This window comes from Aquitalea pelogenes (genome assembly GCF_041914625.1).
Lineage (GTDB): Bacteria > Pseudomonadota > Gammaproteobacteria > Burkholderiales > Chromobacteriaceae > Aquitalea > Aquitalea pelogenes.
In genome coordinates this window covers 14,646-31,407 of the sequence record NZ_JAYSDA010000008.1, presented here as the reverse complement: position 1 = coordinate 31,407, position 16,762 = coordinate 14,646, and the positions used below count along the sequence as shown (strand labels likewise).

Here is a 16,762-nt window from a genome sequence, read left to right as displayed (position 1 = left end):
CGGGTAAGCGCGCCATCTTAACACCGCCCCACGGCCTGCCGATGCAACCATCGTGGTTTTGCTGTGTTGCCTGCAACAGTGTCGCCAAGCCGCCCGATCAGTCCGGAAAAAAAATTGCTGCAAAAGTGTTGACACTAAAAAACCGTATCGGTATAGTTCGCCCTCTCGAAAGACAAAACGTCTTGCGAGACAGTGCACCCGTAGCTCAGTTGGATAGAGTATTTGGCTACGAACCAAAGGGTCGGGCGTTCGAATCGCTCCGGGTGCACCAAAGTCCCTATAGTTTAGCGGTTAGAACACCGCCCTTTCACGGCGGTAGCCGGGGTTCGATTCCCCGTGGGGACGCCACTTTGCACCCGTAGCTCAGTTGGATAGAGTATTTGGCTACGAACCAAAGGGTCGGGCGTTCGAATCGCTCCGGGTGCACCAAAGTCCCTATAGTTTAGCGGTTAGAACACCGCCCTTTCACGGCGGTAGCCGGGGTTCGATTCCCCGTGGGGACGCCAGGATTCAGAAATCAGCCCAGTCGCAAGACTGGGCTTTTTTCATTTCCGGCCACCAAAGCCACTTTGCTGCATTCCATCAGTCAACAAAAATGCCACCCGCAGGTGGCATCTTCAACACATGTCCTGATCAGGCATCAAACCCGGTAACTGCTGACCGTCATCACCTTGGCTGTCAGTTTCATCAAGCCCTTCACCGGTGCCGGCAAGCGGGCCGCACCATATTCGTGCGCCATGTCGGCATGGCGCAGTTCGTCATCCCGCATCTGACTGACAATGGCACGGCTCTTGGCATCCGCTGCCGGCAAGGCAGTCAGGTGGCTATCCAGGTGCGCGCCAACCTGGTGTTCGGTTTCTTCCAGAAAACCCAGATTCCACTTGTCACCCAGCAAGCCTGCCGTCACACCAATAGCCAGCGAGCCGGTGTACCACAGCGGGCCTAACAGACTGGGCTGACCACCCAGCTCGCGAATGCGCTGCTCGGTCCAGGCCAGGTGTTCCACTTCTTCAAATGCGGCATGCTGCAAGGCTTCGCGCGCGGCCGGATTGCGTGCAGTCAGGGCCTGCCCCTGATACAGCGCCTGTGCGCACACTTCGCCACAGTGGTTTACCCGCATCAGGCCGATGGCATGACGCTTTTCCTCGGCGCTGAGTTCGGCCTCATCCAGCCCGGCATCCGGCCGTGGACGCTGGCTTTGCGCCGGCGCAAACAGGGTGCGCAAACCCTTGTCAAATTCGGTAATCAGCGTGTCAAACATAGTGTTCCCGATTGGTGCACAAATCCGTCAAAGATTATACCTGTGCACCGCACAACACGGCAGCTGCTGATATAATCCTGCAAGAAATTCCGTGTAAACAACCACCATTAACAAAGGATTCTGCCTGATGAACCTGGAACTCATCGGCCCGGGCAAAGACATGCCGGGCGACTTTAACGTCGTGATCGAAATCTCCGCCAACGCTGCGCCGATCAAATACGAATTCGACAAAGAGTGGAACACCCTGGTGGTTGACCGTTTCATGGGCACCTCCATGATGTACCCGGCCAACTACGGCTTCGTGCCGCAAACCCTGGCTGGCGATGGCGACCCGGTTGACGTGCTGGTGGTTACCCCCTTCCCGCTGCCGCCGGGCGTGGTGATCCGCTGTCGCGCACTGGGTCTGATCAAGATGGAAGACGACGGCGGCATCGATGCCAAGCTGGTTGCCGTACCGGTGGAAAAGCTGTGCCCGATGTACAAGTCCATCCAGAAGCTGGAAGACCTGCCGGAACTGCTGCGTGCCCAGATGGTGCACTTCTTCGAGCACTACAAGGATCTGGAAAAAGGCAAATGGGTCAAGATCCACGGTTGGGGCACGCTGGAAGATGCCAAGACCGAACTGGTGGAAGGCATTGAACGCTTCGGCAAGTAATTGCTTCACACGGCCTGCACTGCAGGCTTGTGTCCGCCACGGACAAAAAAACGCCAGTGCATGCACTGGCGTTTTTGTTTGCCTGACCGGATCAATGATTACGGTAGTCTGCCGGATTGGCGGCAATAGCCTTGCCAGCATACTCATCAGCAGCCTTGCGCTGGGCATCGCTTTGGCTCATTTGTTGTTCATAACGCTTGAGGACATCCTTGTCCGGACGGCTGCGTACATCGCTGTCGGCCATGGCAACGGCGACCAGAGCATTGGAAACAACAACAGCCAGCATCAATTTTTTCAACATGATTCACTCCATTCATTAAGCATGAATGCAAGCATTAACAGCCACGCGTCATAAAAAAATATTCAATTTTTTTGATGACAATTCGCCATGAATACGTAGAATTACTTTGCTAGTATTGGCTTATTTACTTGCATCGGGTTGGTGAAGTGAATATTAAACGCGATAAATTCCCATTCATAGCGAAATGATCTGAACAGTTCATTCAATAATTTTGAACATGAAATTATCCCTTGATGCTCTGCTGGTTCTGGATGCCATCGACCGTAACGGCAGCTTTGCCGCAGCTGCGGACGAATTGCACCGCGTCACCTCTGCGGTGAGCTATGTCATCCAGAAACTGGAACAGGACCTTGATATCACGTTGTTCGACCGCAGCGGTCACCGCGCCCGGCTTACCCCGGCGGGTGAGCTGCTGCTGCGCGACGGACGCTACCTGCTGGATGCCGCACGCAGTGTCGAACACCGGCTGCAGCAACAGGCGGCAGGCTGGGAAAGCGAGCTGGTCATCACCATTGGCGACCTCATTCCGTTCGAACAGCTCATTCCGCTGATCCAGCGCTTTGACGAATTGGGCAGCGGCACCCAGCTGCGCTTTAACCGCGAAGTATTTGGCGGCATCTGGGATGCGCTGTATGACGCGCGTGCCGATCTGGTACTGGGAGCGCCGGGACATCCACCGGCCGGGGATTACTTCTTCCGTGAAATCGGCTCCATCGACTTTGCGTTTCTGGTCAGCCCGAATCACCCGCTGGCCTGCGCGGCGGAACCACTGGCGGCCCATACCCTGCGCCAGCACCGCATCATTTCGCTGGGAGACACCTCGCGCCGCCTGCCCACCCGCACAGCTGGGATTCTGGATGGCCAGGACGTCCTCACCGTCCACACCCTGGATGCCAAACTGGCCTTGATGGTGGCAGGGCTCGGAATCGGCTATTTGCCACGCATGCTTGCCACGCCTTATCTGCAAAGTGGCCAACTTGTGGAAAAATCACTGAAGGAAAAACGTAGTTGCACCAAAATGTTCTATGCCTGGAAAGAAGAATGTCCAGGCAAGGCACTTGGCTGGTTTATCAACAATCTTGGTCTTGCCGTTCAGAACAGGCAATTGCTCATTTAAGGCTCACCCATGTTTCAGCCTCACGGCACCTCACCTCAACTGCACTGGACCTGCCAGCGATTGCTGGCAGCCGGTTTGCCGTGCCAGGTGCCGGAGGAAAGCCCGCTGTGGCTGCCACCTGACTGGGAGGGCTATCTTGCGGAAAATTGCTGGCTGGATCTGGCAACAGACGACAGTCAGGCACTGGCGGCACGCAGCGAACACTGCCGCCAGCATGGCAAGCAACTGGTGGAAATTTGTGCCAGCTGGCAGCCACAAGGCGAAGTACTGGGCTTCATGCTGTTGTGCGGCAGCAGCGCACCACTCTCTCCTGCTGCCGTGCAGTGGCTGGATCATTGCGCTCCGCTGGCCGGGGCCTGGCTACACTGCGGCCCCTCTGGCAGTGCGCGCTACACCCATCATGTAATGCAAGCCTTGCAACACGCCTGGCAACTGGCATGGCAGCAATCTCCTCCGACAGCAAACCCGCAACTGCTCGATTGGGAAGCACTGATGCAGCAGCAATGGCAAATCGCTGACAAACTGTTGCAGCTTTCGCAGGCTTATCTGCGCAGCCACGGCATTGCGCCAGATACCGCTGACAGCGCCTCAGTGCGCCAACGCTTTGCCCTGCCACACGCCAGCCAGACGCACTTTGCCGCCAATCTGGCCCTGCTGATTGTGCTGGCCATGCAGCAACGCGACACCTTGCATGACATCTTGCAGCAGGTGTTTGCTGTCTTGCAGCCCAAACAGCCACCCAAAGCGGACTGAGCAAACAAAAAAACCCGCCAGATGGCGGGTTTTCAGGCTGCAGACAAAGTATTGGTACATTTGTGCTGGACCCGGCAAAGCCGGGCCTTCCGATTAAGCACTATATTCCGCAGCCTTCCCATCCAATCCCTATCCCCCCGCCCTTACCTTGTAAGGGAGCCTCGCTTTCCTTTCTGAAAGCGAGAGAGGGGTTTTAATCTGATAAAAAAACCCGCCAGATGGCGGGTTTTTATCGTTCAGCCAAGCTGGATCAGGCAGCAGGTGTAGCAGCAGCCGGCTTTTTGCGGCTTACTGCAGCAGCGGTAGCCTTGGCTTGCTTGCTGGCAGCTTCCACGCTGGCTTCAGCAATTTCAGCGCTTACTTTCTTGGCGGTCTTGGACACGCTTTCAAAAGCGGCGTTGGAGCTGGTGACCAGGGTCTTCAGTGCAGAAACTGCAACATCGGAACCTGCCGGTGCGTTTTTGGACAGGCGATCCAGATTGGTCAGCAACAGCTTGTTCTGTTCTGCCAGTTGCTCTTCCACAAAAGTGGTCAGTTCGCCCTGGGTGGCAACGGCAACATCGTACACTTCACGTGCCACGCTGAATGCCTGGTCCAGGCTGGGTTGTGCCAGACTGGTTTGCAGTTCGGCAAATGCCTTCGGGTCCTTCACTTCGGTCAATGCCTTGAAATGCTTGGCATTGCTGTCCAGCAGCTTGCGGGTCAGTTCCAGCTGCAGGCTGGCGAAGCGTTCGGCACCGGCCAGAACGATGGAGGACAGGCGAACGGCTTTGTCAAATTGCGCCTGGCCGAGAGCAGAGAATTCTTGGGTATTGGTAAACATGGCTACTCCTGGAAATGTCGATATACAACTCAGCTTTACAGTCACAACAACCGTTTCGCCGCCGATGCTGCACAGCAGCAAACGTAATTTAACCAAAGCAGCGTATGCGGTCAAGAAAATGTTGCAGCGCACAATCAGCTAAACAGCTATTTTGTATGTGTTTTTACAACAGCAACATTCCAAAAGCATTACAGTTGCAAGACTATTTCCTGGCGCTGGCGTCAACGATTTTTTTTGCAGCGCAAAATGCAGACCCCTCACCGCATGCAGATTGATTCAGCGCCATTGAAAGGGGCAGTGCAAGCCAGTAAACTCGCTCCATAGAAGAAATCTATTTATATAAAGCCTACCCATGAGCTCTGCGGCCAACGCCTTTGACATCAAATCTGCCAGCCTCGATCTGCTGGCCCTGATTCTCCACACGGACAATCTGGAAGAACTCACCACCGCCCTGGATGCCCGCTTCGGTCCGGCCGGTGATGCACCGGCCGAAGCCTTTTTGCTGGATGTGGAAGGCCTGCCGCAAGCTGCCGACACCGAATACGGCCGGCTGCTGCCCATGCTCAGCCGTCATGGCATCCGCGTGGTTGCCCTGCGTCATCCGGAAACATCCATGGCGGAAGTGGCCAGCCGCTACGGCCTGGCTTATGTGCGTGGCGTAACGCCGGCCCGCTCCACCCAAAGCAGCAGCGAAAGCCAGAACAAACCGGCAGAAGCCGCCGCCGTGGTGGCACCGCCGCCCGGCACCATGATCGTGGACCGGCCGGTACGTGCCGGCCAGCAGATTTACGCCCGTGGCTGCGATCTGGTGGTACTGGCCATGGTGAGCGCCGGTGCCGAAGTGATTGCTGATGGCAACATCCATGTCTACGCCCCGCTGCGTGGCCGTGCGCTGGCTGGTGCACGGGGCAATACCGCCGCACGCATTTTTGTACGCAGCATGGAAGCCGAACTGGTTTCCATTGCCGGCGTCTATCGCACTATCGAACAGGCCTTGCCGGAGAGCATCAAGGGCAAGCCGACCCAGATTCAACTTGAGAACGAGCGCCTGGTCATGACCGCGCTTGGCGAATAATTCACATCAAAGGATTTACCGTGGCAAAAATCATCGTCGTGACTTCCGGCAAAGGTGGTGTCGGCAAAACCACCACCAGTGCCAGCTTTGCCTCCGGCCTGGCCCTGCGCGGCCACAAGACCGTGGTGATCGACTTTGACGTCGGCCTGCGCAACCTGGACCTGATCATGGGTTGCGAACGCCGCGTGGTATACGACCTGATCAATGTGGTGAATGGCGAAGCCTCGCTGAACCAGGCCCTGATCAAGGACAAGAACTGCGACAACCTGTACATCATTCCGGCCTCGCAAACCCGCGACAAGGATGCCCTGTCGCAGGAAGGCGTGGAAAAAGTACTGAAGGATCTGGCCGACAGCGGCTTTGAGTACATTGTGTGCGACTCCCCGGCCGGTATTGAAAAAGGCGCATTGATGGCGCTCTACTTTGCCGATGAAGCGCTGATCGTCACCAACCCGGAAGTCTCTTCGGTACGCGACTCCGACCGTATCCTGGGCATTCTGGCCTCCAAATCGCGCCGCGCCGAACAAGGTGGCGAGCCGGTGAAAGAGCACCTGCTGATTACCCGCTACTCCCCTGCCCGCGTGGACAAGGGCGAAATGCTGTCGGTGGATGACGTGAAGGAAATCCTGCGCGTGCCGCTGATCGGCGTGATTCCGGAATCGCAAACCGTACTGCAAGCCTCCAACTCCGGTACCCCTGCCATTCATCTGAAGGGCAGCGACGTAGCCGAAGCCTATTCTGACGTGATTGCACGTTTCCTGGGCGAAGATCGCCCCATGCGCTTCCTTGATGCACCCAAAGTGAGTTTGCTCAAGCGCCTGTTCGGAGGTTAAACCATGTCTCTTATCGACATCCTGTTCGGCAAACGACAGAAAACCGCTGCCATTGCCAGAGAGCGTCTGCAGATCATCCTGGCGCATGAGCGCAATGGCCGCAGCGCACCGGACTATCTGCCAGCACTGCAGCGCGAGCTGATGGAGGTGATCTCCAAGTACGTGTCGGTCAATCTGGACGATATCAAGGTACAGGTGGAGCGCCAGGACGACTTCGAAGTACTGGAAGTGAATATCGTACTGCCGGAGCATCAACGCTAAACCATGACGCTGACCGAACTCCGCTACATCGTGGCCGTGGCGCGCGAGCGCCATTTTGGTCGCGCCGCACAAAGCTGCTTTGTCAGCCAGCCCACTTTGTCCATCGCCATCAAGAAGCTGGAAGACGAACTGGGCATCACCCTGTTCGAGCGTGGTGGCCAGGAAGTGGCGGTGACGGAAATTGGTGAACGCATCATCGAGCAGTCACAGCGCGTGCTGGAGGAAGCCGAAACCGTCAAGCGACTGGCCGGCGAACACCAGAACGAGCTGGTGGGGCCGCTCAAGCTGGGTGTGATCTTCACCATCAGCCCCTACTTGCTGCCACGGCTGATTCCGGCGCTGCGCATTCTGGCACCGGACATGCCGCTGATCCTGGAAGAGAACTACACCGCGCGTCTGGCAGAAATGCTCAAGCGCGGTGAAGTGGACGCCATCATCGTGGCCGACCCGTTCGAAGAAGCCGGTACGGTGGCCTGGCCGCTGTATGACGAGCCCTTTGTCGTGGCCACGCCCAAGGGTCATCCCTGGGAAAAGCAGGACTGCGTCAATGCCAGCCAGCTGACCGACGAAAGCGTGCTGCTGCTGACCCAGGGCAACTGCTTCCGCGATCAGGTGTTGCAGGCATGCAGCGAACTGGCCAGCAAGCAGAACCACCACTCGGGCCTGGCCAGCACCTTGCAAGGCAGCTCGCTCAACACCATCCGCCACATGGTGGCCAGCGGCATGGGGGTGACGGTGATGCCATCCACCTCCATCGGCCCCGGCGATGACAGCCTGTTGTCGGTAGTCCCCTTCGAGGCTCCGGCACCCGAGCGCCGGGTCCTGCTGGTAACCCGCAAGCAGTTCTTCCGTAAAAAGGCGGTGGAAACCCTGCAACATGCCGTGTTCCGTTCCGGCCTTGCCGGGGTGACCATGCTGGAAGGCGCAGGGCCTATCGGCAGCTGAAACCAGCCAACTGCAGCAAGAAAAAAGCCGCTCTTCTTGAGCGGCTTTTTGTTGGCCAATACCGAAGGGACTCAGTCTTGTGCAGCACGTACCAAGGCAGCCAGTCGCGCAATGCCCTCTTCAATCCGTTCCGGTGCTGCGTGGCTGAAATTGAGCCGCAAATGTCCAATGCCATCTTCCGGATCGGGGTAGAACGGCTCACCCGGCATGAAGGCGACATTACACTTAGCCAGCGCCACTTTCAGCAGCTCGCGGGTATCTTGCGGCCGCTTCAGCGTCAGCCAGAAGAACAGCCCACCCTTGGGAACCTGCCAGTCTGCCAGATCGGCAAAATGCTTTTCCAGCGCAAGCTGCATGGCATCGCGGCCAACGCGGTAGGTATCGCGCAAGGATTGCAGGTGAGCCGGGAAATCCGGGCTGGCCAGTTGCTGGGCAATGAACCACTGACCGGGACGATTGCTGTGCAGGTCGGTGGATTGCTTGAGCTTGACCAGATGCGGGTAGAGTTCCGGCGAAGCAATCAGATAACCTTCGCGCAAGCCCGGTGCCAGGGTCTTGGAGAAGGAACCGGCATAAATCCACGGCGTGTTCTTCAGGTGGCTCACCAGCGGTGCCGGTGCTTCGCCATCGTAGGACAGTGCGCGGTACGGATCATCCTCGTAAACCGGCAGGCCATGGCTGTCGATCACCTCGGCCAGTGCACGGCGGTTTTCCTCGCTGTAACAGGCACCGGACGGGTTCTGGAAGCTGGGAATCAGATAGGTCAGCCGCGGCTTGGCCGTACGCAGGGCTTGATCCAGCTTGTCCGGCGACAGCTGGCCGTTTTCCTGTGCCACGGCGGTGATTTTGGCACCAAACAGCTTGAATGACTGCAAGGCGGCCAGATAGGTGGGGCCTTCGGTCACCAGCGGTGTACCCGGATCGATGAACAGCTTGGACGCAAGGTCGATGGCCTGTTGCGAGCCGGACAGCACCAGCACCTGCTGGGCAGTACAGTCCAGCCCCATCTTGCGCGCCTGGGCAGCAATCAGCTCACGCAGTTCCGGTTCACCCTCGGTCGTGCCATATTGCGCCAGTGACTGCGGCATGCCGGTAAAGTCCAGCTTGGGCAGACAGCTGGCTGCCGGCAGGCCGCCGGCAAAGGAAATGACTTCAGGGCGCTGTGCCGCGGCCAGAATTTCGCGGATCAGCGAACCCATCAGTCGTTCGATACGTTCTGAAAACATGGTAATCTCCCTGATTGTCACATCAGTATGTCAACCATATCGCCGTGGCCGAGGGTGGTAAGCCTACGGAAGCGGAGCTCCTGTAGCAGTGTTGTTGTTGGGCTGCTACCGCCATATGGTTTACTGCTGTGCCAATCCAACGAACAATAAACGTCAATTTTTTTGACCTAATTTACCCCTAGGCGGGGAAGTCGTCAACATGCCTGACACTGATAGCTCGATTGACCTGCGCGCGGCGATGGAAGTGTTCTTCCATGCCTACAAGGCGTTTACCGCCAAGCCGGATGAAATACTGGCCCGCCGTGGCCTGGCCCGCGTTCATCACCGCATCCTGTTCTTTGTGGCCCGCTATCCCGGCCTGTCGGTCAAGGACCTGCTGGGTGCGCTGGATGTCACCAAGCAGGCCATCAACATGCCCTTGCGCCAGCTGGTGGAAATGGGGCTGATTGCCAGCGTGGCGGCCAGCCACGACAAACGGGTGAAGCAACTGTCGCTCACCAGCGAAGGCCGCAAGCTGGAAGAAGCCCTGCACAAGGAGCAAGCCCGCCTGCTCAGCCAGGCTTTCAGCCGCATTGGCGACACCGCCACCCGCGACTGGATGGCGGTCAACAGCCAGCTGGCTGGCCGTCAGGAGCCAGACGAAGGCAAGCACTAGGGACAATACGCAGCCCCGGACGCAAAAAAGCCCGTGCAAACTGCACGGGCTTTTGCTTGTGACCAAACCTGGTGGGTTCAGCTGATTTTCTCGTAGCGCACTTCCAGGATCTCGATATCCTCGTCGCCATCCGGCCCGCGAAACAGCACGGTGTCGCCTTCGCGCGCCTTGATCAGTGTGCGGGCAATCGGTGAAATCCAGCTGATATGGCCACGCGACAGATCGATTTCATCCACTCCGACAATACGCAGCAATTGCTCGCTGCCATCGCCGCGCTCAATCAGCACGGTGGCGGAGAAAAACACCTGATCTGTCGCCTCACGGGCTTCCGGGTCCACCACTTCGGCCAGCTCCAGCCGCTTGGTCAAAAAGCGGATGCGGCGGTCGATTTCGCGCAAGCGGCGCTTGCCGTACAGATAGTCGCCGTTTTCCGAGCGATCGCCATTGCTGGCAGCCCAGTTGACGATCTGCACCACTTCCGGCCTTTCCTTGTTGACCAGCTGGTACAGCTCGTCCTTCAGCCGCAACCAGCCACCGGGGGTGATGTAGTTCTTGCTGGACGCGGGCAGCCGCTGTTCGGCTGGCAGATCGTCTTCTGCTTCGTCGTTTTCTCGGGTAAATGCCTTGCTCATGCGAATCTTCCAGCCTTGGGTTGCAGTCCGCTTGCGTGAAAGCGGTACGGCGGGTTCATCAAGCCATTATTTGTGCGGCGGCAACAGCCATTCCTGGCAATACATCAGCAGGTTTTTCGGCCGCAGTTTCAACTGCTGCAACTGCTGATAGTCCAGCCACAGCAAATGATACTGGTTGTCCTCGGTCATGCGTGCCAGTTCCGGCCCGCCCAGGCGCAGCGTGCCACGAAACTTGCTGGCCAGGAAGACGTGCTCGATGCGTCCCTTGTGTTCCAGTACATCCAGCTGCTCGGCCAGCCAGACATTCAGCCCGGTTTCCTCGCGCGTCTCTCGCACCGCGGCCATGGCCGGGGTTTCGCCAGACTTGATGGTGCCGCCGGGCAGGACATAGTATTCCTTGCCATTCTTGATGCGCTGCATCATCAACAGCCGGCCATCCTGGATGATGACCACCGAGGCACGCGGACCGCGCTTGCCAGCCAGCAAGCGGGCAGCCGCCCCAGGCAGGGTTGCCTGCTGCCTGCCTTGATGCGACACGTCGTCAGAATGCAAAACGGGTGACCGCAAGGCAGCCACCCATTTGCCTGCACGCGTCGCCAGTGCCGTCAGCGACGGCCAATGGCGGCGGCTCACTCGCCCTTGCTGCCGCGGGTTTTCTTGCGGCCGGTCATGGTGAGGTCAGACCATTTCATCACCGCAGCCACTTCGGCTTCGTTCAGTTCGTAGAACTGACCGCGCTTCAGGCGCGGGGGCAGGCCCAGGTTGCCAAAGCGGACGCGGATCAGACGGCTGACAGTGAGGCCGAAGTGTTCGAACATGCGACGCACTTCGCGGTTACGCCCTTCCTTGATCACCACGTTGTACCACTGGTTGGCGCCTTCTTCGGCACCACCGCGCTGGAATACGCGCTGGAAGGCAGCCGGGCCGTCTTCCAGCTCGACACCGGCGGTCATTTCCTTGGCGATTTCCGGGGTCAGCTCGCCCAGCACGCGCACCGCGTATTCACGCTCCACTTCGAAGCTGGGGTGCATCATGCGGTTGGCCAGTTCACCGCTGGTGGTGATCAGCAACAGGCCGGAAGTGTTGACGTCAAGACGGCCGATGGCCACCCAGCGGCTGCTCTTGGCCTGTGGCAGGCGGTCGAACACGCTGACACGGCCTTCCGGGTCGTCACGCGAAACGATTTCGCCTTCCTGCTTGTGGTACATGATGACGCGCGGCAGACGGTCAGCCCATTTGAGCTTGATCACGTCGCCCTTGGCGGTGACGCGGTCTTCCGGGCCGACACGGTCGCCCAGATTGGCTTTTTTGCCATTGACCATCACCAAGCCGGCTTCAATCCACTCTTCCATCTCGCGACGGGAGCCAACACCGGATGCCGACAGCGCCTTTTGCAGACGTACCGGTTCAATCTGTTCCTTGTCGAGGCGTACCTCGCGCAGCCGCTTGGACTTTTCTTTCACGTCCTGACTCGGGCTGCGCAGACGCAACTTTTTTGCCTTGATCACCAGCGACTTGCCTTCTGCACGCGGTTTGCCCGCGGCGGGAGCACGACGCTGTTCGCGCGGGCTTTGTTCACCATCGGCCACCGGCATGGCGGCATTCTTGTTGCCAAAGCGGCGCTCGTGTTGCAGGGCTTCGCCACCTTCAGCTTGCAGGCGCTCGGCCTTTTCCTGACGACGGGCAGCCTGTTGCTGGCGATTGTTTTCCGACTGGTTGCGCTTGCCGGTGCCTGCGGGCTTGGCCTGTACTTCGCCACGGCGGTTCACGGTTTCCTTGCGGCGGTTGCTGGCCGGTTTTTTCGGCTCGGCCACATTACCGTTGGGTTCGCCGTTTTCATCACGCGGCAGGCCACGGGCCTGGCGTTGCAGTTCCATTTGTGCCAGTTCGGCACGGCTCATCTTGAACAGCGGTGCGCTTTCGTGCGGGGCGGCACCGGCTTGCGGCTGCATCAGGTTGCCATAGGCATCGCGCGGTGCCGGGCGGCGACCTTGCGGCTTGCCACCGGCTTCTTGCGGGTTGCGCGGTTTGCCAAAGCCTCCCGGCTTGCCACGGCCTTGCTGCTGCGGGGCATTGCCACGTGCGGCGTCAGGCTGACGGCGCTGGCTGGTGCTTTCGCGGCCCTTTACACGCGCCACCGGCTGGCGGGCGTTGTTTTGTCCTTTGGTAGACATAAATCATGCTCTTTCAGTACGAGCGCACGGGCTACTCTGCCAGTGGCTCCAGATTGTCCGCCTCATCGTCGAGGGGGAGAGTGTCTTCGGCGTCTTCGCTGCCGATCTCTTGTGGCTGGGCATCGGGTATGACCAGTGTTCCCAAGTCTGCCAACGGTGGCAGATCCCTTAGCGAAACAAAGCCAAGATCATCCAGAAACTTGCGGGTGGTGGCATACAGCCCCGGCCGGCCGGGCACGTCCTTGTGCCCGATTACTTCAATCCAACCCCGCTCCAGCAGGGTTTGCATCACACTGGTGGATACCGACACGCCACGGATGGATTCGATATCACCACGGGTAACAGGTTGTTTGTAGGCGATAATCGCCAGGGTTTCCATCACGGCACGCGAATAACGCGGCGGTTTTTCCGGGTTCAGCCGTGACAGGTAGGGGGTGAATTCGGCCCGGGCGCGAAAGCGCCAGCCACTGGCCAGTTTCACCAGTTCCACACCGCGGCCACGCCAGTCAGCCTGGATGTCTTCCAGGATGTCGTTGAGCAGGGCTGCCTTGATGTCTTCGGTAAACAGCTTTTTGAGCTGGGATACCGACAAGGGTTCCGTCGCGGTCAACAATGCCGTTTCCAGCACGATCTTGAGATAGTTTAAGTCGGTGATGGTGGTCATCGGACCTGATATCGCCCGGCCCGGCTTGCGGGGTACGGGAGCGAAATACATTGCGCGGGGGAAGGCGCGGATTTTACATGAAATCCACGCGAGCGACACTGTCTATTCGTCCGCGACTGTGCTGTATGCAACAGTGGGCGGCATCAGTTGATGGCGATGCGCACATAGATGGGCTGATAGGCGGCGTCCTGGCTGACCTTGATCAGCCCTTCCTTCACCAGTTCCAGCACCGCGATGAAGTTGACCACCAGATGGGCCACGCCCTTGTCGACTTCGAACAGTTCCTCGAACGGCACGTATTCGCGCCCTGTCAGGTAGCGCAGAATCCAGCTCATCTGCTCGCGCACCGACAGCTCGTCCTTTTCCACCTTGTGGCTGCGCTTGTGCCTGGCGCGGGACAGGATGGCCAGCCAGGCCTGGCGCAGATCCACCGCAGCGACATCCGGTAGCCGCGCTTCTGCCCCCTGCTCGATCAATACCGCCAGCCAGGCAAAGTCGCGGTCGGCCTGCGGCAGCTTGTCCAGCTCCAGCGCGGCCAGCTTCATCTGTTCGTAGTCCAGCAGGCGGCGCACCAGTTCGGCACGCGGGTCGTCCGGTTCGCCTTCTTCATCCAGCGGCGGGCGTGGCAGCAACAGGCGCGACTTGATTTCTATCAGCAGCGCCGCCATCAGCAGGTATTCCGCCGCCAGCTCCAGCCGCTCGGCGCGCATGGCATCCACATAGCCCATGTACTGGCGGGTGATGTCGGCCATGGGGATATTCAGCACATCGAGGTTTTGCTTGCGGATGAGGTAGAGCAGCAAGTCCAGCGGGCCTTCGAAGCTTTCCAGAATCACCTGCAAGGCATCGGGCGGGATGAACAGGTCTTGTGGCACTTCCAGCACCGGCTGGCCAAACACATGGGCAATAGGCAGGCCGGCCGGCAATTCCGGCGCAGTCAGGGCAAAGTTGTCGGGCGAGGTCGGGGTACTCATGCGGCAGAGTTTACGCCAAGCGGGTGGGTTTTGACCCATTCCAGAAACAGCCGCGCCGGGCCGGACAGACTGACCTTGCGGTGATAGGCCAGCATGATAGTGCGCGAGGGTTCGTGCTCGGCCAGCGGCAGACGGCACAGCGTGCTGCTGATCATCACTTCCGGCAGCGCTGTCCAGCCCAGCCCCGCTTCCACCAGCATACGCAGGGCTTCCAGATAATTGGACGGCTCACGCACATCCAGCGGGGTGGCCTGTTGCTGGAACAGGTTTTCAATCAGCCGGCGGCAGCGGGTATTGCTGCCGGGCAATAGCGCGGGATAGCGTGCCAGGTCCTGCAGGGTGAGGGAGTCCAGCAGTGCCAGCGGGTGCTGCCCGGCCACGGCAAAGCACAGTCTTTCCTCCAGCACCGCCACATAGTCCAGCGCCTGCTCATGCAAAGGCGGTTCGGACATGAAGCCCAGTTCCAGCTCGCCCTGACACAGCAGCTTGTGGGTTTCGGCCGAGGTCTTGAAATCCACGGTGAGATCAATGCCGGGATACTGCCGCACAAAATCGGCCAGCACGGGCTTGAGGTAATACAGACCGATGTGCTGGGTGGTAGCCAGATGCAGCTTGCCCACCTGGGCCGGTTGCAGGCTGCGCAGCAGCTGGCTGGCCTGCTCGGCCTCGGCCAGAATGCGCAGCGCATGCGGCAGGAAGGCGCGCCCGGCTTCGGTCAGTACGGTGCGCCGGCCGATGCGGTCGAACAATTCCACCCGCAGGCCATCCTCCAGGCTGCGGATGCGCTTGGACAGACCGGGCTGGGTGAGGTGCAGGCAGTCGGCAGCGCGGGAAAACGAGGCTTCACGTGCGGCGGTGACAAAGGCCTTGAGGGCGGCTAGGTGAAAATCCATTCCAAATCATTATGGAAATGTCAAACAAATCCAACTTTTTGTTTGATCTTGATCTGGCTACTATACCAGCACCCTCCACACTCCGCCCCGAATTCATCACATGGGAAATCAGAATCTGCCCTGGATTCAGCCGCTGTCGCTGAACCGCCCGGCACAACCGCAGCTGGCTCGCGCCGTGGTCATGGTGCGCCCGGTCGACTTTGCCTTTAACGAACAGACCGGTGCCGACAATGTGTTCCAGCACCGGCTGAACCTGCCTGCCGCCGCCGTCACCGCCCAGGCCATGGCCGAGTTCGACACCATGACCCGCCGTCTGCAAGACCACGGCCTGCGGGTGATGGTGCTGGAAAAGAGCCCGGACGGCATTCCCACCCCGGATGCGGTATTTCCCAACAACTGGTTTACTACCAGCGCCGATGGCAGCTTGCACATCTACCCCATGCACACGCCCAACCGCCGGCAGGAAAGGCGGGTGGAAGAACTGGCGCGGCTGTTGCTGCAACATGATTACCAGATCAACCAGATCAGCTGGGTGGGCCATCCGTGGGAAGAAGAGCTGATTCTGGAAGGCACCGGCGTGATGATTTTCGACCATGCCCGCCGCCGGGTGTATGCCGCCCGCTCGCAGCGCTGCCATCCGCTGGCGCTGTACCGTTACGCCCGCTTGCGTGGTCTGGACGATGTGCAGTTGTTCGACACCGCCGACAGCCACGGCGTCCCCATCTACCACAGCAATGTGATGATGTCGGTGGGACAGGATATCGCCGTGATCTGCGCCGACAGCCTGTATCAACCGGAACAACGCCAACGGGTGCTGGCCGCGCTGGAATCCACCCACGAGGTGATCCACATCAGTCATGAACAAGTGGAACAGCACTTTTGCGGCAATATCCTGCAACTGGCGGCACAGGACGGCACCCCGCTCCTGGCCATGTCGCAACGCGCCTGGAATGGCTTCACCCCGCAACAGCAACGGGTACTGGAGCGTCACGGCCAGCCGGTGGTCAACCCCATCCCCACCATTGAAGCAGTCGGTGGCGGCAGTTGCCGCTGCATGCTGGCGGAGGTGTTTTTGCCTCGACTGGAGCACTAAGCAGCCAACAAAGCAAAATGCCACCTCCATGCCTCTTTGGCTCGCGCCAGACAATGTGGCTGCGTGGTATGGCGGGGCTGCCCGCCAGCAGGCAAGGGGGCTGCCTCGCCAGCCCCCTTGCAACCCCAGGCGACCTCGACGGCCCGCGTATTTCCGCCTGCCCGACCACGGCCAAGGCGCCACCGAACTCGCGGCGCGCTATCGTCACGCCGCTCAGACATGCGGTGGCTTAAAACCTTGCCCGTGGCCATTCAGTCGGCGCGTGCCAACGAGGGATCGGGCATATCGGTTCGAATCTCCACCTCCCTGCCACTCACCACCATATACGCACTCCGCGCTCCCCCAAATTTCTCGTAGTGAAAAAGCCGCATGAAACAGAATATGGCTATCAGTCTGGGGTAATCACCGCCCCCGGAAAATGAAAAAG

19 protein-coding genes and 4 tRNA genes are annotated in these 16,762 nt (G+C 59.2%); 13 read left to right on the top strand and 10 right to left on the bottom strand.

Annotated elements, in window-relative coordinates:
• The first annotated feature begins 194 nt into the window (after positions 1-194).
• The 4 genes from ACE3SE_RS08465 (at position 195) to ACE3SE_RS08450 (ending at position 506) form a co-directional block, all read left to right on the top strand.
• Positions 195-271, top strand: a tRNA-Arg gene (locus tag ACE3SE_RS08465).
• Positions 272-273: 2 nt separating this feature from the next.
• A tRNA-Glu gene (locus tag ACE3SE_RS08460) sits at positions 274-348 on the top strand.
• Between the two features lie 4 nt (positions 349-352).
• Positions 353-429 (top strand) — tRNA-Arg (locus ACE3SE_RS08455).
• Positions 430-431: 2 nt separating this feature from the next.
• A tRNA-Glu gene (locus ACE3SE_RS08450) sits at positions 432-506 on the top strand.
• 134 nt (positions 507-640) lie between these two features.
• Here the strand turns inward: ACE3SE_RS08450 and coq7 are convergent.
• Entirely contained in the window at positions 641-1,261 is a 621-nt protein-coding gene (gene coq7, locus ACE3SE_RS08445; RefSeq protein ID WP_374554622.1) for a 2-polyprenyl-3-methyl-6-methoxy-1,4-benzoquinone monooxygenase, read from the bottom strand.
• Positions 1,262-1,388: 127 nt separating this feature from the next.
• Here coq7 and ppa point away from each other — a divergent pair, with 127 nt between their 5' ends.
• Positions 1,389-1,916, top strand: a complete 528-nt coding sequence (ppa, locus tag ACE3SE_RS08440) for an inorganic diphosphatase (protein WP_045845592.1) — start codon at positions 1,389-1,391, stop codon at positions 1,914-1,916.
• 91 nt (positions 1,917-2,007) lie between these two features.
• On the opposite strand, the gene ACE3SE_RS08435 is transcribed toward ppa, so the two are convergent.
• Positions 2,008-2,217: a hypothetical protein gene (locus ACE3SE_RS08435; RefSeq protein ID WP_374554620.1), complete on the bottom strand. Its 210-nt coding sequence runs from the start codon at positions 2,215-2,217 to the stop codon at positions 2,008-2,010.
• A 217-nt stretch (positions 2,218-2,434) separates the two neighbouring features.
• Here ACE3SE_RS08435 and ACE3SE_RS08430 point away from each other — a divergent pair, with 217 nt between their 5' ends.
• Both ACE3SE_RS08430 and ACE3SE_RS08425 read left to right on the top strand, forming a co-directional pair.
• Entirely contained in the window at positions 2,435-3,334 is a 900-nt protein-coding gene (locus ACE3SE_RS08430; RefSeq protein ID WP_374554618.1) for a LysR substrate-binding domain-containing protein, read from the top strand.
• A 9-nt stretch (positions 3,335-3,343) separates the two neighbouring features.
• Positions 3,344-4,087, top strand: coding sequence for a hypothetical protein (locus ACE3SE_RS08425; RefSeq protein ID WP_374554616.1), 744 nt, complete (start codon positions 3,344-3,346; stop codon positions 4,085-4,087).
• Between the two features lie 250 nt (positions 4,088-4,337).
• On the opposite strand, the gene ACE3SE_RS08420 is transcribed toward ACE3SE_RS08425, so the two are convergent.
• Complete coding sequence (locus tag ACE3SE_RS08420) at positions 4,338-4,910, bottom strand: phasin family protein (protein WP_045845588.1); 573 nt, start codon at positions 4,908-4,910, stop codon at positions 4,338-4,340.
• A gap of 352 nt (positions 4,911-5,262) precedes the next feature.
• Here ACE3SE_RS08420 and minC point away from each other — a divergent pair, with 352 nt between their 5' ends.
• Genes minC through ACE3SE_RS08400 form a run of 4 tightly spaced genes read left to right on the top strand, consistent with a single transcriptional unit; the run spans position 5,263 to position 8,024 of the window.
• Positions 5,263-5,985, top strand: coding sequence for a septum site-determining protein MinC (gene minC / locus ACE3SE_RS08415; RefSeq protein WP_131355484.1), 723 nt, complete (start codon positions 5,263-5,265; stop codon positions 5,983-5,985).
• A gap of 20 nt (positions 5,986-6,005) precedes the next feature.
• Positions 6,006-6,818, top strand: coding sequence for a septum site-determining protein MinD (minD, locus tag ACE3SE_RS08410; protein ID WP_374554613.1), 813 nt, complete (start codon positions 6,006-6,008; stop codon positions 6,816-6,818).
• A gap of 3 nt (positions 6,819-6,821) precedes the next feature.
• The gene (gene minE, locus ACE3SE_RS08405) at positions 6,822-7,079 is read left to right on the top strand and encodes a cell division topological specificity factor MinE (protein WP_045845585.1); all 258 of its coding nucleotides are present in this window, start codon (positions 6,822-6,824) and stop codon (positions 7,077-7,079) included.
• 3 nt (positions 7,080-7,082) lie between these two features.
• A complete protein-coding gene (locus tag ACE3SE_RS08400) occupies positions 7,083-8,024 on the top strand; it encodes a LysR substrate-binding domain-containing protein (RefSeq protein WP_374554611.1) in 942 nt (313 codons plus the stop codon).
• 71 nt (positions 8,025-8,095) lie between these two features.
• Here ACE3SE_RS08400 and ACE3SE_RS08395 read toward each other — a convergent pair whose 3' ends face one another.
• On the bottom strand, positions 8,096-9,250 hold the full coding sequence (locus tag ACE3SE_RS08395) for an aminotransferase-like domain-containing protein (protein ID WP_374554609.1): 1,155 nt from the start codon (positions 9,248-9,250) through the stop codon (positions 8,096-8,098).
• A 199-nt stretch (positions 9,251-9,449) separates the two neighbouring features.
• On the opposite strand from ACE3SE_RS08395, the gene ACE3SE_RS08390 reads away from it, so the two are divergent.
• Positions 9,450-9,905, top strand: a complete 456-nt coding sequence (locus ACE3SE_RS08390; RefSeq protein WP_045845582.1) for a MarR family winged helix-turn-helix transcriptional regulator — start codon at positions 9,450-9,452, stop codon at positions 9,903-9,905.
• A 77-nt stretch (positions 9,906-9,982) separates the two neighbouring features.
• On the opposite strand, the gene greB is transcribed toward ACE3SE_RS08390, so the two are convergent.
• From greB to ACE3SE_RS08360, 6 genes are all read right to left on the bottom strand, one after another.
• Entirely contained in the window at positions 9,983-10,537 is a 555-nt protein-coding gene (gene greB, locus ACE3SE_RS08385; protein WP_045845581.1) for a transcription elongation factor GreB, read from the bottom strand.
• Positions 10,538-10,603: 66 nt separating this feature from the next.
• Positions 10,604-11,170, bottom strand: a complete 567-nt coding sequence (locus ACE3SE_RS08380; protein ID WP_052693794.1) for an NUDIX domain-containing protein — start codon at positions 11,168-11,170, stop codon at positions 10,604-10,606.
• On the bottom strand, positions 11,167-12,414 hold the full coding sequence (gene rluB / locus ACE3SE_RS08375) for a 23S rRNA pseudouridine(2605) synthase RluB (RefSeq protein WP_370302983.1): 1,248 nt from the start codon (positions 12,412-12,414) through the stop codon (positions 11,167-11,169). Before rluB ends, ACE3SE_RS08380 begins: the two co-directional genes overlap by 4 nt.
• Before the next feature lie 328 nt (positions 12,415-12,742).
• On the bottom strand, positions 12,743-13,375 hold the full coding sequence (gene scpB, locus ACE3SE_RS08370) for an SMC-Scp complex subunit ScpB (protein WP_045845579.1): 633 nt from the start codon (positions 13,373-13,375) through the stop codon (positions 12,743-12,745).
• Between the two features lie 143 nt (positions 13,376-13,518).
• Positions 13,519-14,349 (bottom strand): segregation and condensation protein A, encoded by an 831-nt coding sequence (locus ACE3SE_RS08365; protein WP_045845578.1) that lies wholly within the window; start codon positions 14,347-14,349, stop codon positions 13,519-13,521.
• Positions 14,346-15,242, bottom strand: a complete 897-nt coding sequence (locus tag ACE3SE_RS08360; protein WP_045845577.1) for a LysR family transcriptional regulator — start codon at positions 15,240-15,242, stop codon at positions 14,346-14,348. Before ACE3SE_RS08360 ends, ACE3SE_RS08365 begins: the two co-directional genes overlap by 4 nt.
• Before the next feature lie 100 nt (positions 15,243-15,342).
• Between ACE3SE_RS08360 and ACE3SE_RS08355 the strand changes: the two genes are divergently transcribed.
• The gene (locus ACE3SE_RS08355) at positions 15,343-16,335 is read left to right on the top strand and encodes an arginine deiminase-related protein (RefSeq protein ID WP_374554605.1); all 993 of its coding nucleotides are present in this window, start codon (positions 15,343-15,345) and stop codon (positions 16,333-16,335) included.
• Positions 16,336-16,762 lie beyond the last annotated feature (427 nt).

Bases quoted from the DNA above. Each gene is read 5' to 3' on its own strand.
- coq7 (WP_374554622.1), bottom strand. From the start codon at position 1,261: ATGTTTGACACGCTGATTACCGAATTTGACAAGGGTTTGCGCACCCTG.
- ppa (WP_045845592.1), top strand. From the start codon at position 1,389: ATGAACCTGGAACTCATCGGCCCGGGCAAAGACATGCCGGGCGACTTT.
- ACE3SE_RS08435 (WP_374554620.1), bottom strand. From the start codon at position 2,217: ATGTTGAAAAAATTGATGCTGGCTGTTGTTGTTTCCAATGCTCTGGTC.
- ACE3SE_RS08430 (WP_374554618.1), top strand. From the start codon at position 2,435: ATGAAATTATCCCTTGATGCTCTGCTGGTTCTGGATGCCATCGACCGT.
- ACE3SE_RS08425 (WP_374554616.1), top strand. From the start codon at position 3,344: ATGTTTCAGCCTCACGGCACCTCACCTCAACTGCACTGGACCTGCCAG.
- ACE3SE_RS08420 (WP_045845588.1), bottom strand. From the start codon at position 4,910: ATGTTTACCAATACCCAAGAATTCTCTGCTCTCGGCCAGGCGCAATTT.
- minC (WP_131355484.1), top strand. From the start codon at position 5,263: ATGAGCTCTGCGGCCAACGCCTTTGACATCAAATCTGCCAGCCTCGAT.
- minE (WP_045845585.1), top strand. From the start codon at position 6,822: ATGTCTCTTATCGACATCCTGTTCGGCAAACGACAGAAAACCGCTGCC.
- ACE3SE_RS08400 (WP_374554611.1), top strand. From the start codon at position 7,083: ATGACGCTGACCGAACTCCGCTACATCGTGGCCGTGGCGCGCGAGCGC.
- ACE3SE_RS08395 (WP_374554609.1), bottom strand. From the start codon at position 9,250: ATGTTTTCAGAACGTATCGAACGACTGATGGGTTCGCTGATCCGCGAA.
- ACE3SE_RS08390 (WP_045845582.1), top strand. From the start codon at position 9,450: ATGCCTGACACTGATAGCTCGATTGACCTGCGCGCGGCGATGGAAGTG.
- greB (WP_045845581.1), bottom strand. From the start codon at position 10,537: ATGAGCAAGGCATTTACCCGAGAAAACGACGAAGCAGAAGACGATCTG.
- rluB (WP_370302983.1), bottom strand. From the start codon at position 12,414: ATGGAACTGCAACGCCAGGCCCGTGGCCTGCCGCGTGATGAAAACGGC.
- scpB (WP_045845579.1), bottom strand. From the start codon at position 13,375: ATGACCACCATCACCGACTTAAACTATCTCAAGATCGTGCTGGAAACG.
- ACE3SE_RS08365 (WP_045845578.1), bottom strand. From the start codon at position 14,349: ATGAGTACCCCGACCTCGCCCGACAACTTTGCCCTGACTGCGCCGGAA.
- ACE3SE_RS08360 (WP_045845577.1), bottom strand. From the start codon at position 15,242: ATGGATTTTCACCTAGCCGCCCTCAAGGCCTTTGTCACCGCCGCACGT.
- ACE3SE_RS08355 (WP_374554605.1), top strand. From the start codon at position 15,343: ATGGGAAATCAGAATCTGCCCTGGATTCAGCCGCTGTCGCTGAACCGC.